This window comes from Roseococcus sp. GW821-FHT12F05, assembly GCF_058806835.1.
The window spans coordinates 219,837-232,349 of sequence record NZ_JBXAQB010000006.1 but is presented as its reverse complement, the minus strand read 5'-3'; the positions used below and the strand labels follow the sequence as shown (position 1 = coordinate 232,349).

Annotated in this window: 17 protein-coding genes; 10 read left to right on the top strand and 7 right to left on the bottom strand. The window is 70.8% G+C overall.

The features are described from left to right. The first annotated feature begins 78 nt into the window (after positions 1-78). The gene (locus AC1ROY_RS17475; RefSeq protein ID WP_493150134.1) at positions 79-1,287 is read left to right on the top strand and encodes an MFS transporter; all 1,209 of its coding nucleotides are present in this window, start codon (positions 79-81) and stop codon (positions 1,285-1,287) included. Between the two features lie 37 nt (positions 1,288-1,324). Here AC1ROY_RS17475 and msrA read toward each other — a convergent pair whose 3' ends face one another. Beyond that, entirely contained in the window at positions 1,325-1,834 is a 510-nt protein-coding gene (gene msrA, locus AC1ROY_RS17470; protein WP_493150133.1) for a peptide-methionine (S)-S-oxide reductase MsrA, read from the bottom strand. A gap of 167 nt (positions 1,835-2,001) precedes the next feature. Between msrA and AC1ROY_RS17465 the strand changes: the two genes are divergently transcribed. Genes AC1ROY_RS17465 through AC1ROY_RS17455 form a run of 3 tightly spaced genes read left to right on the top strand, consistent with a single transcriptional unit; the run spans position 2,002 to position 5,289 of the window. Further along, entirely contained in the window at positions 2,002-3,243 is a 1,242-nt protein-coding gene (locus AC1ROY_RS17465; RefSeq protein WP_493150132.1) for an NAD(P)/FAD-dependent oxidoreductase, read from the top strand. A gap of 3 nt (positions 3,244-3,246) precedes the next feature. Continuing rightward, positions 3,247-3,819 (top strand): MarR family transcriptional regulator, encoded by a 573-nt coding sequence (locus tag AC1ROY_RS17460; RefSeq protein WP_493150131.1) that lies wholly within the window; start codon positions 3,247-3,249, stop codon positions 3,817-3,819. A gap of 36 nt (positions 3,820-3,855) precedes the next feature. Continuing rightward, positions 3,856-5,289, top strand: coding sequence for an MFS transporter (locus AC1ROY_RS17455; protein WP_493150130.1), 1,434 nt, complete (start codon positions 3,856-3,858; stop codon positions 5,287-5,289). Here AC1ROY_RS17455 and AC1ROY_RS17450 read toward each other — a convergent pair. Both AC1ROY_RS17450 and AC1ROY_RS17445 read right to left on the bottom strand, forming a co-directional pair. Then, positions 5,286-6,263 (bottom strand): Bug family tripartite tricarboxylate transporter substrate binding protein, encoded by a 978-nt coding sequence (locus tag AC1ROY_RS17450; protein ID WP_493150129.1) that lies wholly within the window; start codon positions 6,261-6,263, stop codon positions 5,286-5,288. The two genes, AC1ROY_RS17455 and AC1ROY_RS17450, sit on opposite strands and share 4 nt — an antisense overlap. Further along, positions 6,161-6,610: an Lrp/AsnC ligand binding domain-containing protein gene (locus tag AC1ROY_RS17445; protein WP_493150128.1), complete on the bottom strand. Its 450-nt coding sequence runs from the start codon at positions 6,608-6,610 to the stop codon at positions 6,161-6,163. The genes AC1ROY_RS17450 and AC1ROY_RS17445 overlap by 103 nt, the downstream gene beginning before the upstream one ends. Here AC1ROY_RS17445 and AC1ROY_RS17440 point away from each other — a divergent pair. Beyond that, complete coding sequence (locus AC1ROY_RS17440) at positions 6,578-6,835, top strand: hypothetical protein (protein ID WP_493150127.1); 258 nt, start codon at positions 6,578-6,580, stop codon at positions 6,833-6,835. The two genes, AC1ROY_RS17445 and AC1ROY_RS17440, sit on opposite strands and share 33 nt — an antisense overlap. A gap of 1 nt (position 6,836) precedes the next feature. Here AC1ROY_RS17440 and AC1ROY_RS17435 read toward each other — a convergent pair whose 3' ends face one another. From AC1ROY_RS17435 to AC1ROY_RS17420, 4 genes are all read right to left on the bottom strand, one after another. After that, positions 6,837-7,289 (bottom strand): SRPBCC domain-containing protein, encoded by a 453-nt coding sequence (locus tag AC1ROY_RS17435; RefSeq protein WP_493150126.1) that lies wholly within the window; start codon positions 7,287-7,289, stop codon positions 6,837-6,839. Further along, the gene (locus AC1ROY_RS17430; RefSeq protein ID WP_493150125.1) at positions 7,282-7,626 is read right to left on the bottom strand and encodes an ArsR/SmtB family transcription factor; all 345 of its coding nucleotides are present in this window, start codon (positions 7,624-7,626) and stop codon (positions 7,282-7,284) included. The genes AC1ROY_RS17435 and AC1ROY_RS17430 overlap by 8 nt, the downstream gene beginning before the upstream one ends. A gap of 80 nt (positions 7,627-7,706) precedes the next feature. Next, a complete protein-coding gene (locus tag AC1ROY_RS17425; RefSeq protein ID WP_493150124.1) occupies positions 7,707-8,060 on the bottom strand; it encodes a DUF1428 domain-containing protein in 354 nt (117 codons plus the stop codon). Between the two features lie 53 nt (positions 8,061-8,113). Further along, the gene (locus tag AC1ROY_RS17420) at positions 8,114-8,605 is read right to left on the bottom strand and encodes a winged helix-turn-helix transcriptional regulator (protein ID WP_493150123.1); all 492 of its coding nucleotides are present in this window, start codon (positions 8,603-8,605) and stop codon (positions 8,114-8,116) included. A 90-nt stretch (positions 8,606-8,695) separates the two neighbouring features. On the opposite strand from AC1ROY_RS17420, the gene AC1ROY_RS17415 reads away from it, so the two are divergent. The 5 genes from AC1ROY_RS17415 to AC1ROY_RS17395 all read left to right on the top strand — a co-directional run bounded on the left by AC1ROY_RS17415 (position 8,696) and on the right by AC1ROY_RS17395 (position 12,499). Then, entirely contained in the window at positions 8,696-9,349 is a 654-nt protein-coding gene (locus AC1ROY_RS17415; RefSeq protein WP_493150122.1) for a glutathione S-transferase family protein, read from the top strand. Between the two features lie 100 nt (positions 9,350-9,449). Beyond that, positions 9,450-9,746: an acyl carrier protein gene (locus AC1ROY_RS17410; RefSeq protein ID WP_131547376.1), complete on the top strand. Its 297-nt coding sequence runs from the start codon at positions 9,450-9,452 to the stop codon at positions 9,744-9,746. Positions 9,747-9,786: 40 nt separating this feature from the next. Then, positions 9,787-10,215 (top strand): 3-hydroxyacyl-ACP dehydratase FabZ family protein, encoded by a 429-nt coding sequence (locus AC1ROY_RS17405; RefSeq protein ID WP_493150121.1) that lies wholly within the window; start codon positions 9,787-9,789, stop codon positions 10,213-10,215. A gap of 11 nt (positions 10,216-10,226) precedes the next feature. Beyond that, complete coding sequence (locus AC1ROY_RS17400) at positions 10,227-11,291, top strand: beta-ketoacyl-ACP synthase (RefSeq protein ID WP_493150120.1); 1,065 nt, start codon at positions 10,227-10,229, stop codon at positions 11,289-11,291. Continuing rightward, the gene (locus AC1ROY_RS17395) at positions 11,288-12,499 is read left to right on the top strand and encodes a beta-ketoacyl synthase N-terminal-like domain-containing protein (protein ID WP_493150119.1); all 1,212 of its coding nucleotides are present in this window, start codon (positions 11,288-11,290) and stop codon (positions 12,497-12,499) included. The genes AC1ROY_RS17400 and AC1ROY_RS17395 overlap by 4 nt, the downstream gene beginning before the upstream one ends. Positions 12,500-12,513 lie beyond the last annotated feature (14 nt).

Sequence of the window (12,513 nt, the reverse complement as noted above, 5' to 3'; positions counted from 1 at the left end):
AATAATTAGCTTTAAGCCGCAGAAGGGCACCCATATCGCTTAAAGCCAATTCTTAGCGATAAGGGATCGCTCCCGCCCATGTCCAGCACCAACCTCTGCGCCGCCCCTCCGAAGGCCGGCGCCTCGCCCCGGGCCATGACGGTCTTCGGCGCGATCGCCCTCGGCACCATCCTGGCCGGCTCCACCGCGCCGACACCGCTCTACCGACTCTACCAGGAGCAATGGGGCTTCGCGCATGTCACGCTGACGCTCATCTTCGCCGTCTATGCCCTGAGCCTGCTCGCGGCGCTGCTCACCGTGGGCTCGCTCTCCGACCATGTGGGGCGGCGGCCGGTGATTTTCGCCTCCCTGCTGACGAGCGCGGCCTCCATGTGGATCTTCGCCCATGCGAGCTCGCCCGAGGGGCTGATCGCCGCGCGCATTGTCCAGGGCTTTTCCGCGGGTGCGGCGGCCAGCACCATCGGCGCGGCGCTGCTCGACGCCGACCGCGCGCGCGGCCCGCTGGTCAACAGCGTCGCGCCCTTCACCGGCATGACCCTGGGCGCGCTCGGCGCGAGCGCGCTGGCGAGCTTCGCGCCGGCGCCGACGCAACTGGTCTTCTACATCCTGCTCGCCGCCTTCGCCGTGCAGGCCGTCGCGGTCTGGTGGATGCCCGAGACCGGCGCGCGGCGCCCGGGCGCCTGGGCCTCGCTGCCGCCGCACATCTCCGTGCCGTCGCACGCGAGGGCCGCCCTGCTCGCGGTCACGCCGGCCAACGTGGCGGCCTGGTCCTTCGGCGGCTTCTATCTGTCGCTCATCCCCTCGCTGGTGCGGGCCGCGACGGGGCTGACCTCGCCGATGGTCGGCGGCACGGTGGTGGCGACCTTGACCCTCAGCGCCGCCGGCGCGGTCCTGCTGTTCCGCGGATGGGCGGCCAGCCGCGTCCTGGCGGCCGGCGCCGGATCGCTGATCCTGGGCGTCGCGACGACGCTGCTCGGCGCGCATCTGTGCCTCGTGCCGCTCATGCTGGCGGGCGCGGTGTTCTCGGGCGCGGGGCTGGGCGCCGTCTTCTTCGGGGCATCGCGGACGATCCTGCCGCTGGCGGGGCCGCGCGAGCGGGCCGGGCTGCTCGCCGCCTTCTATGTGCAGTGCTACCTGGCCTTCAGCCTGCCCGCGATCCTGGCCGGGCTGGCGGCGCCGCATCTCGGCCTGGCCGCGACGGCGCAGGTCTACGGCGCCGCGGTGATCCTGCTCGCGACCGCCTCGCTGGTCGCGACGCGGCTTCGCCCGGCGGTGGCGCGGGGCTGACACCGGAAGGGCGCGGATCGCTCCGCGCCCTCATGCGTCACTCCGCGGCGCTGGCGCGGATCGGCAGCTTCCAGTTCGGCCGGATGAAGTGGCAGGTGTAGCCGTTGGGAATCCGCTCCAGGTAGTCCTGGTGCTCGGGCTCCGCCTCCCAGAAGGGCCCGGCCGGCGCCACCTCGGTCACGACCTTGCCCGGCCAGAGGCCGGAGGCCTCGACATCGGCGATCGTGTCCAGGGCGACGCGCTTCTGCTCCTCGCTCGTGTAGTAGATCGCCGAGCGGTAGCTGAGGCCGACATCGTTGCCCTGGCGGTTGCGCGTCGTCGGGTCGTGGATCTGGAAGAAGAACTCCAGCAGCCGCCGGTAGCTGATCCTGGCGGGGTCGAAGATGATCTCGATCGCCTCGGCATGGGTCCCGTGGTTGCGGTAGGTCGCGTTGGGGACGTCGCCGCCGGTGTAGCCGACACGCGTGGAGATCACGCCGTCGTAGCGGCGGATGAGGTCCTGCATGCCCCAGAAGCAGCCACCGGCGAGTACGGCACGTTCGGTCATCGGATGTCCTTTGCTGGGTTGGAAGGTTCGGTCCCCGATGTGGCCTCGGCACCCCTTCGAAACAACCGGTGGATTTTGGACGGCCAGCGCGTTGCCACCCCTTCGCCCCTCGCGCATACCGGAGATGGCGCGGGCGGTCGCGCCGCGAGGCCTGGGGAAGTCGGTGAATGGCGGAATCGGTGATGGTGCTCGGCGCGGGCATGGTCGGGGTCTCGGTCGCGCTGCACCTGCGCCGCCGCGGCTGCGACGTGGTGCTGGTCGACCGCCAGGGCCCCGGCGAGGGCGCCTCCTTCGGCAATGGCGGGCTGATCCAACGCGAGGCGGTCTATCCCCACGCCTTCCCCCGCTCCTTCTCCGAGCTGCTGCGCATCGCGCGCAACAAGGCGGTGGACGTCTCCTACCATCCGCTGGATCTGCCCAGCTACGCCTCGCCGCTGCTGCGCTACTGGTGGCATTCCGAGCCCGCGCGTTACGCGCAGGTGGTGCTGGCCTGGTCGGCCCTGATCCGGACCTGCCTCGACGAGCACCTGGCGCTGGCGCGCGGCACCGAGGCGATGGCGCTGCTGCGGCCCATCGGCTTCATGCGCCTCTTCCGCGATCCGGCCGGGCTCGAGGCGGCCGCCGCGGCCGCCGAGATCGGCAAGCGCGACCACGACGTGAATTTCGCCGTGCTCGATGGCAAGGCGCTGGCGGCCGCGGAGCCGCACCTGCTGGTCGAGCGGGCCGGCGCGCTCCATTGGACGGACCCGCTCTCGGTCAGCGATCCGCATGCGCTGACCCTCGCCTATTTCCATCGCTTCCTGGAGGAAGGCGGCGCCTTCGCGACGGGCGACGCGACGACGCTGGCGGCCGTCGGATCGGGCTGGAAGGTCCAGACCCAGGACGGTCCCGTCGAGGCCGCGCGCACCGTCGTCGCGCTCGGCGCCTGGGCGCCGAAGGTGACGCAGCCTCTGGGCTATGCGCCGCCCATCTTCGGCAAGCGCGGCTATCACTACCACTACGGCATGCAGGGCAATGCCGTGCTGAACCGACCGATCATCGACACCGATGCCGGCTTCGCGCTGATGCCGATGCGCGCGGGCGTGCGGCTCACCACCGGCGCGGAATTCGCCGGCACCGATGCAGCGCCGACGCCCATCCAGCTCGAGCGCGCCGAGCCGGTGGCCCGGAAGCTCCTGCCGCTGGCCGGCCGCGTGGAGGACAGGCCCTGGCTGGGCGTCCGCCCCTGCATGCCGGACATGCTGCCGGTCATCGGCCCGCTGCCGAAGCACGAGAGCGTCTGGTGCGCCTTCGGGCACGGCCACCAGGGCCTGACCCTGGGCCCGACCACCGGCCGGCTGGTGGCGGAGATGATGACGGGCGAAAGGCCCTTCGTGGACCCCGCGCCGTACCGGCCAGAGCGGTTCTGACCCATGCTGTTCCGGGCCGCGGTGCTGGAAGGCATCCGGGCCGGGACGGTCACCCTCGCCTTCCGCCGCTGGTCAAGGCCGACGGTCAGGGCCGGCGGCACCCTGCGCACCTCCGTCGGAATCCTGGCCATCGAGGCCGTGGACCGTGTCGAGCATGCCAGCGAGGCCGAGGCCCGGCGCGCCGGCTTCGCCGACCGGGCCGCGCTGATGCGGGATCTGGAGGCCCAGCGCGCCGCGCCGCTTTATCGCATCGCCTTCCGCCTCGCCGGTCCCGACCCGCGCGCGGCGCTTCGTGAGCAATCGGAGCTCGGCGGCGACGAGCTGGCCCGGATCGCGCAAAAGCTGTCGGGGATGGAGGCCGCCTCGCCCTGGACGCTCCGGACGCTCCGCCTTCTCGCGGAGCGCGAGGGCGTCGCCTCTAGGGAGATCGCCGAGGCCCTGGGCGTCGATCGCGACACGCTCAAGGCGCAGGTTCGCCGATTGAAGGAACTCGGCCTGGCCGAGAGCCTGGCGCTCGGCTACCGCCTCTCGCCCCGCGGCCGGGCCTTCCTGCGGAGCCGGCCGGGCGGCGGATAGGCAACCTTACCGGCTTCGGCCGCTTCTCCCCCAAGCATGTCCGCCACCTTCACCACCCGCATTCCCCATCGTCTCGACCGGCTGCCCTGGAGCCGCTTCCACTGGCTGGTGGTGGTCGCGCTCGGCGTCACCTGGGTCCTGGACGGGCTGGAGGTCACGCTGGTCGGCTCGCTCGCGGGCGCGATCCACAACTCGCCGAGCCTGAGCCTCACGGAGACGCAGGTCGGCCTCACCGCCTCGGCCTATCTGCTGGGCGCGGTGCTCGGCGCCCTGCTCTTCGGCTGGCTGGCCGACCGTCTCGGCCGGAAGAAGCTCTTCACCCTGACCGTGCTGGTCTACCTGACCGCCACCATCGCGACCGGCTTCTCCTGGGACTTCTGGTCCTTCGCGATCTTCCGCTTCTTCACCGGCGCGGGCATCGGCGGGGAGTATTCCGCGGTCAATTCGGCGATCCAGGAGCTCATCCCGGCGCGGCGGCGCGGCACCACCGACCTCGCCGTCAACGGCACCTTCTGGGGCGGTGCCGCGATCGGAGCGCTCTCCTCGGTCGTGCTGCTCGACCCCGCCGTGATCGACCCGGAGATCGGCTGGCGGCTGGCCTTCGGCATCGGCGGCGCACTGTCGCTGACCGTGCTCTTCCTGCGCCGCTGGATCCCGGAAAGCCCGCGCTGGCTCATGACGCACGGCCGGAAGGAAGAGGCGGAGAAGATCGTGGGCGACATCGAGGAATGGGTGGCGCGGGAGACCGGCCCCCTGCCCCCCATCGAGGGCGCGCCCATCCCGATCAACCCGCGCAGCCACACCACGCTGGGCGAGGTGGCGGTCACGCTCTTCCGCACCTATCCCGAGCGCGCTGTGCTGGGCGTGGTGCTCATGGCCTGCCAGGCCTTCTGCTACAATGCGGTCTTCTTCACCTATGCGCTGGTGCTGACGAAGTTCTACGGCATCGCATCCGAGCATATCGGCTGGTTCATGCTGCCCTTCGCGCTCGGCAATCTGATGGGGCCGCTGACGCTCGGGCATCTCTTCGACAGCATCGGTCGGCGGATCATGATCACCGCGACCTACGGGATCGCCGGCATCCTCATGGCCGCGACCGGCTTCGCCTTCGCCCAGGGCTGGCTTTCGGCCTGGGAGCAGACGGCGGCCTGGACGGTCATCTTCTTCTTCGCCTCGGCCGCAGCCTCGGCCGCCTATCTCACCGTGGGCGAGAGCTTCCCGCTGGAGATGCGCGCCATGGGCATCGCGCTGTTCTACGCCCTCGGCACGGCGGTGGGCGGCGTGGTGGGGCCGACGCTCTTCGGCTGGCTGATCCAGGGGGGCCAGCGGACGGACATCATGTGGGGCTACCTGCTCGGCGCCGCGCTGATGCTGCTGGCGGCGGGGACGGAGTGGAAGCTGGGCTTCGCCGCCGAGGGAAGGTCGCTGGAGGACGTCGCCCGGCCACTCTCACATGCGGGGGAGAGCTAGCTTCCCGCGCGAATGTTCGCGGCCCGGATGACCTCGCCCCAGATCCGCCGGTCGCTCATGATCTCCTCGCGATAGGCCTCGGGCGTGCCGTTCACCGGCACGAGGAAGCGCTCCTCCAGCCGCCGCTGAAACGCGGGGTCGCCCATCACGCGGTTGAGCTCGGCGTTCCAGAAGGTGACCCATTCCGGCGGCGTCCCCGCCGACATCACCACGCCGTAGCCCACGTCGCCGGTGAAGCCCGGCAGGGTCTCGCGCGCCAGCGGCACGTCGGGCAGCGTGGGATTGCGGTCGGCGGAGACGAAGGCGATCGCGCGCAGCCGGCCGTCCCGGATGAAGGGCAGCGATTCCGGCAGAAGGGAGAAATAGAGGTCCGCATTGCCGGCGAGGATATCGAGCAGCGCCGGTGTGCCGCCGCGATACTGGATCTGCTCCATCGCGACGCCCGCCTCATGCCCAAAGCGCGCCGCCAGCAGGTGCGTCTGGCCGCCCAGCCCGGAATTGCCGATGTTCAGCTTGCCCGGATTGGCCCGGCCATAGGCGATGAGCTCCGGCAGGGTGCGGTAGGGCGCATCGGGCCGGCCCACCAGCACCATCGGCACGCGGATCAGGTTGGTGACCGGGACCAGCGCCTGGTCGGTGTCCAGCGGCATGGTGAAGCCCGGCAGCACCGGCGCCGTGGCCAGGACCGCGCTGGCGGAGAGGGCGAGCGTGTGCCCGTCCGGCGCATTGGCCGCGGCCTGCATGGCAATGAAGGTGCCGCCGCCGGAGCGGTTCTCGACCACCGCGTTGCGCCCGCCGAGCCGCGGCCCCAGCGCCTCGCCGAGCATGCGCGCCACGAGATCCACCGTGCCGCCCGGCGCGAAGGGCACGATCAGGCGGACGTCCCGGGAGATCGTCTGGGCGGCGATCGTCTGGGCGGCGGCAGCGCCGGGCGCGAGGGCGAGCAGGGTGAGGGCGAGGCTGCGGCGGCGCATGCGGCGATCCCGGCGATGGTGCGTGCCGCAGGGTAGACGCGGGCCGCCGCGCGACAAGGGAAAAGCTGCCGCGATCCCAGGCACCCGTCACGGAATGTCCGACCGACCGCACATTGCGTCGCCAGAATGGACTCTTCTAAGGCAGGGTGCCGCAGCGGCAAGGGCACGTTGGCCTTCACCGTCTGGATGGCGAAGCTGCTGCGGATGTCGGCCACGCCCGGCAGCTTCAGAAGCATGTCGAGCAGGAAGCGCTCGTAGCCCGCGAGGTCGGGCACCACGACCTGCCTGAGGAAATCCGCCTCGCCGGAGACGAAGTGGCAGGAGACGACCTCGGGCAGGTCCACCACCGCCTGGCGAAACTCCTGGGCGCGCTCGGCGCGCAATTCGCGCTGCTGGGCGCGATCCTCGTCGGCACCGGCCTCGGCTTCGATCTGGCCTATGTCGCGACCGGCGCCTCGCTGGGCCGCCGGATCGCGCGGAGCCCCGCGCTGGAGCGCCTCCAGCGCGGGGTCTTCGCCGGGCTGCTCATCGGCTTCGCCGTCCGGCTGGCGGCGGCATCGCGGCCCGCGTGAATCATGCCGTCCTGCGGACCAGCTCGGCGAGTTGGTCGAAGGCGGAACTCGTGCCGGCCTCGAAGCCCATGCCCAGATGCCCCGCCTTCATGGCCGCCGAGGCAAAGAGCGTGTGGTGGGTCAGGCGCGTGCGGCCGTCCTTCTCCGCGAAGGAGAAGGTCATGACCATGGTCTCCGCGCCCGGCATCTCGAAGGTGTTGTCGAAGACGATGCGCTCGTAGGGCATGATCTCGAGATAGGTGCCGCCGAAGGGCGTGTTCTGCACGCCGCTCGGCCCCGTCATGGCGAAGCGCCAGCGGCCGCCCACGCGGAAATCCACCTCGCAGAGGGTGAGCGGCCAGCCCACCGGCCCGAACCAGCGCATAAGGTATTCGGGCCTGCTGCAGGCCTCGAAGACCAGCCGGGCGGGCGCGTCGAAGTCGCGGGTGATGGTGAAGCCGAGATCCTCAGCCATGGTCGTCCTCCTTCCTCTTCAAGTCCCGCACGAGGGTGTCGAGCCGGTCGAAGCTCGCCTCCCAGAAGCGGCGATAGTCGCCGATCCATTGCTCCGCGGCCGCGAGCGGCGCGGCCTCCAGCCGCACGGGGCGGAACTGCGCCTCGCGGCCGCGCGAGACGAGGCCGGCATGCTCCAGCACTTTCAGGTGCTTCGAGATGGTCGGCTGGCTCAGCCGGAAGGGCGTGACGAGCTGGTTCACCGTCGCCTCGCCCTCGGCGAGCCGCGCCAGGATGGCGCGCCGCGTGGGGTCCGCGAGGGCGCCGAAGACGAGATCGAGCTGCTGTGCGGCCATCATGGGCATCACCTCATCGCTATATTTCTATATAGCTATATAATAACGACACCCCTGTCAACGGGAACGCTCCCGCCTTCGCCTCAGAGCCGCAGGAAGGGAGAAAATCCGCCGTAGATCATGCGCTTGCCGTCGAAGGGCATCTCCTCCATCGCCGGCTTGATCCGCGGATCCGCCATGACCCTGGCGTTCACCGCGTCGCGCTGCTCCCGGGATTCATAGGTGATCCAGGAGAAGACGACCGTCTCGTCCTCCTTGGCCTGGACCGCGCGCGGGAAGGAGGTCAGCTCGCCATAGGGTACGTCGTCGCCCACGCATTCCACGTAGTCGAGCGCGCCGTGCTCCTTCCAGACCTCGCCGGCCTGGCGGGCTAGCTCCTTGTAGTCCTCGAGCCGGTCTTTCGGGACCGCCAGGATGAAACCGTCGACATAGGCCATGCGGAACTCCCTCTCTCGGCCCGGAGGCCGCTCAGCCGGGAGAACCCGCTCGCTCAGACCGAGGTTGCACGCCGCCGCATGACGACGTCTTCATAGGCCGCCTGCAGCCGCGCGAAGACCGAAGGAACGGGCCCGGGCGCGCCGAGGTGCATCGCGCGCAGCTCCTGCATGAATTCGGCCCAGAGGGATGGCCCGCCCTCCTCCAGCAGCTCCGCGCGGATGGAGAGCTCCTCCGAGACGGGCCTGTGCCGCCGGCCCCAGGCGCCCATCTGCGCCAGCAGCGGCACAAGCTGGATGGCGGGCTCGGTGAGGCTGTAGATCGCCTTCTGCCTGTGGCTGGGGTCGCCCTCGCGGCTCAGCAGCCCGGCCTCGACGAGGCGCTTAAGCCGGTTGGCCAGGATGTTGGAGGCGATGCCCTCCTCGGAATGGCCCAGCAGCTCGCGGAAGTGGCGGCGATTCCCGAACATGACGTCGCGGATGACGATCAGGCTCCAGCGGTCGCCCAGCATCTCCAGCGTCAGATTGATGGGGCAGCCCGAGCGCAATCCCAATGCCTTCCTCAAACCAGTTGCAAAATAGGATCACTTTGGTAGGACACAACCGATTGCTCAACGCAACCGGTCCGGGAGGCTCTCATGGCCCTCACGCTCTACGCGCACCCGCTCTCATCCTACTGCTGGAAGGCCCTGACGGCGCTCTACGAGAACGGGACGCCCTTCGCCTATCGCAACCTGGAGGATCCGGGGGCCGCGCAGGAGCTGGCCGCGCTCTGGCCCCTGATGCGCTTCCCCGTGCTCGTCGACGACGGCGAGGCGGTGTTCGAGACCAGCCTCGTCATCGAGCATCTCGACCTCTTCCACCCCGGTCCCACGCGCTTCATCCCCGCCGATTCCCGCGCCGCGCTGGAGGTCCGGCGGATGGACCGCGTCTTCGACAACTACATCCAGACGCCGCAGCAGAGGATCGTCTTCGACGCCCTCCGCCCGGAGGCCGAGCGCGACCCTCGTGGCGTCGCCGAGGCCCGGAAGATGCTGGAGGCCGCCTATGCCTGGCTCGACGGCGTGATGGCCGGCCGCGAATGGGCCGCCGGCGACGCCTTCACCCTGGCCGATTGCAGCGCCGCGCCCGCCCTCTTCTATGCCGACTGGACGCACAGGATTCCCGAGGCCTTCCCGCATCTGCTGGCCTACCGGCGCCGCCTCCTGGCCCGGCCGTCCTTCGCCCGGGCGGTGGATGAGGGCCGGCCCTACCGGCACATGTTCCCCCTCGGCGCGCCTGACCGGGACTAGATTCCCCCTGGATTCCCCCTGGGGATTCGCCCGTCTGGACAGCCGTGCCCATCCGCGCCAAACCCTGCCACCCCTGCCCCTCCACCCGGAGTCCGCCGCCATGAGCCCGGCCGCGCCTGACCAGACCTTCGAGACCATCGCCGACATCATCTCGGAGACGGCCAACGTCGACCGCGCCAAGATCACGCCCGAGGCTCACGTCATCAACGACCTCGGTATCGACAGCCTCGACTTCCTCGACATCGTCTTCGAGATCGACAAGCGCTTCGGCATCAAGGTGCCGGTCGAGGCCTGGACCGAGCAGGTGAACAGCGGCAAGGCCCCGGCCGAGCAGTTCTTCGTCATGGGCCCCCTCGCTGAGCGCATCGAGGAACTCGTGGCCGCGAAACAAAGTTGAGAATTGGCAGGCCTGCCCCTTGCGCCTGGAATATTTCGAGATGATCGACCGGGTCGTCTCCCGCGAGGAGGATCGCCTGGTCGCCGAAGCCCGCGTGCCGGAGGCGAGCCCGGTCTTCGAGGGCCACTTTCCCGGATTTCCCCTCATGCCCGGCGTGCTGATGGTCGAGACCATGGCCCAGGCCTGCGGCTGGCTGATGCTGGCCCGCAGCGGCTTCACCCGCATGGCGCTGCTCGCCAAGGTCGGCGAGGCGAAGCTGCGCGGGATGGTGAAGCCGGGCGCGTCCCTCACCGTGACGGCCGAGCTCGTGCATGACGGCTCCGGCTACGCGGTGCTGAAGGGCACGCTCGCGGAAGGGGCCACGCGCGTGGCCGAGGCGGAGCTGACCCTGCGGACCATGGCCTTCCCCTCGCCCGAGCTGGAGGCCGGCGTGCGCGCCCGCGCCGCCGTCATCGGCCTCTCCGCGTGAGGCGCCCCGTCTTGAAACGTCCTGTCGCCATCACCGGCATCGGCCTCGCCTCCTCCCATGGCGAGGGCCGCGCCGCGCATGCCGCGCTGCTGAAGGGCGCGTCGCCGATCCTGGAAGAGGCGCGCTTCGCCCCTTACCCCGTGCACCCGCTGGCGCCCCTGCCCTTCGACAAGGCCATCCCCCGCCGCGAGTTCCGGCAGATGGAGACCTGGCAGCGCCTCGGTGTCTATGCGGCTGGCCTCGCCATCGACGATGCCGGGCTGCGCGACCGCGTGGCCGACATGGACCTCGTCGTGGCCGCCGGCGGCGGCGAGCGCGACACGGCGCTGGACGAGCAGATCCTCGCGGTACGTCCGGACGAGGCCGCCCTGCACCGCATGCTGATGGACGGGCTGCGGCCGACGCTCTTCCTCGCGCAGCTTTCCAACCTGCTCGCCGGCTCCATCTCCATCACCCACAACGTCGCCGGCTCCTCGCGCACCCTGCTGGGCGAGGAGATCGCCGGTGCCGAGGCGGTGCGGGTCCTCGCCGCGCGTGTCGCGGCCGGAAGCTCGGATCTCGGCCTGGTCGGCGCCGCCTTCGCGGCGGAGCGGTGGGACCAGCTCATGCTCTACGCCATGGGCGGCGCGCTGCATCGCGGCCCGTGGGAACCGCTGCCGCAGCGCCAGGGCATCGTCTTCGGCAGCGCGGCCGCCTTCCTGACGCTGGAGCCGGCCGCGACGGCCGTCGCGCCGCTGGCGATCCTCTCCCACATCGCCACCGACCAGGGCGGGTCGCAGACACGGCCGGCACGGCTGGCAGCGCTGCTCGCCGGCCTGCCGGAGCGCCGGACGGGCTGCCTCGTGATCTCCACCGCGACCGGCGGCGCAGCCCCCACGCGCGACGAGCTGGCCGCCCTCGGCGCCGCGCCCGACCTTTTTGCCGCCGACCTGATCGGCCATTCCGTCGAGGCCGCCTTCCCCGCCGGGCTCGCGCTCGGCGCCCTTGCCGTCTCCGCCGGGGCGTCCCAGGTGCTGGTCACCGGCACGGGCCAATGGCGCGGCGAGGCCGTGGCCCTTCTGGAGACCCCCACATGAGGATCGCCGTCACCGGCATCGGCCTCGTCACCTCGCTCGGCTTCGGCACCGACGCGAACTGGGCCGCGCTGACGGCCGGCACCTCCGGCATCCGGCACATCACGCGCTTCGACACGACGGGCATGCGCGCCACCATCGCCGGCTGCGTGGACTTCCCGGAGGATGAGGACCGCACCTTCACCACTGCCGCGCGCGTCGAGCGGCTGGGCGGGCTCGCCATCGCCGAGGCGCTGGCGCAGTCCGGCCTGGAGGCGCCCTTCGGCGGCCCGCTCGCCATCGGCATGCCGCCCGTCGAGATCGAATGGCCGCAGCGCCTTTCCTTCCACGCCCAAAACTATCCGGAGCTGCTGGAGAAGGCGCCGAGCGCCATGCCGCTCTACGAGGAGTTCCTGTTCGGCGGCGCCTCCACCCGGCTCGCCGAGCGCTTCGGCACGACGGGTGTGCCCCAGGTGGTCACCACCGCCTGCGCCTCCGGCGGCTCGGCCATCCAGCTCGCCATCGAGGCGATCCGCCGCGGCGAGACATCCAAGGCCATCGCGGCCGGCAGCGATGCCAGCCTCCAGCCCGAGACGCTGATCCGCTTCGGCCTGCTCCAGGCGCTCTCCACTCGCAACGATCCGCCCGAGGCCGCCTCGCGCCCCTTCACCTTGACGCGCGACGGCTTCGTGATGGGCGACGGCGCCGGCGCGCTGATCCTCGAGGACGAGGACCACGCCCGCGCGCGCGGCGCCACCATCCTCGGCTACGTGCTGGGCGCGGGAGAGGCGGCGGACATCTTCCACCGCACCCGCTCCTCGCCGGATGGCGCGGCCATTGTCCGCTGCATGCAGCGCGCCCTGGACGATGCCGGGCTTGCGCCCGAGGACATCGGCTACATCAACGCCCACGGCACCTCGACGCCCGAGAACGACCGGATGGAGGCGCAGGCGGTCCGCATGCTGTTCGGCGACACGCCGCCGCCCATCAGCTCCACCAAGTCGATGATCGGCCACACGCTCTCGGCGGCCGGCGCGATCGAGGCCGCCATCTGCCTGCTGGCGCTGCGCCACCAAGTCCTGCCGCCCACCATCAACCAGGACGACGTGGATCCCGAGCTCGGCCTCGACACGGTTCCCGTTGCCCGCTCGCATCGGTTCCGGGCCGCGCTCTCCAACTCCTTCGGCTTCGGCGGCCAGAACGTTTCGGTGATCCTGGGCACAACCGATTGATGGATTGACCCCCG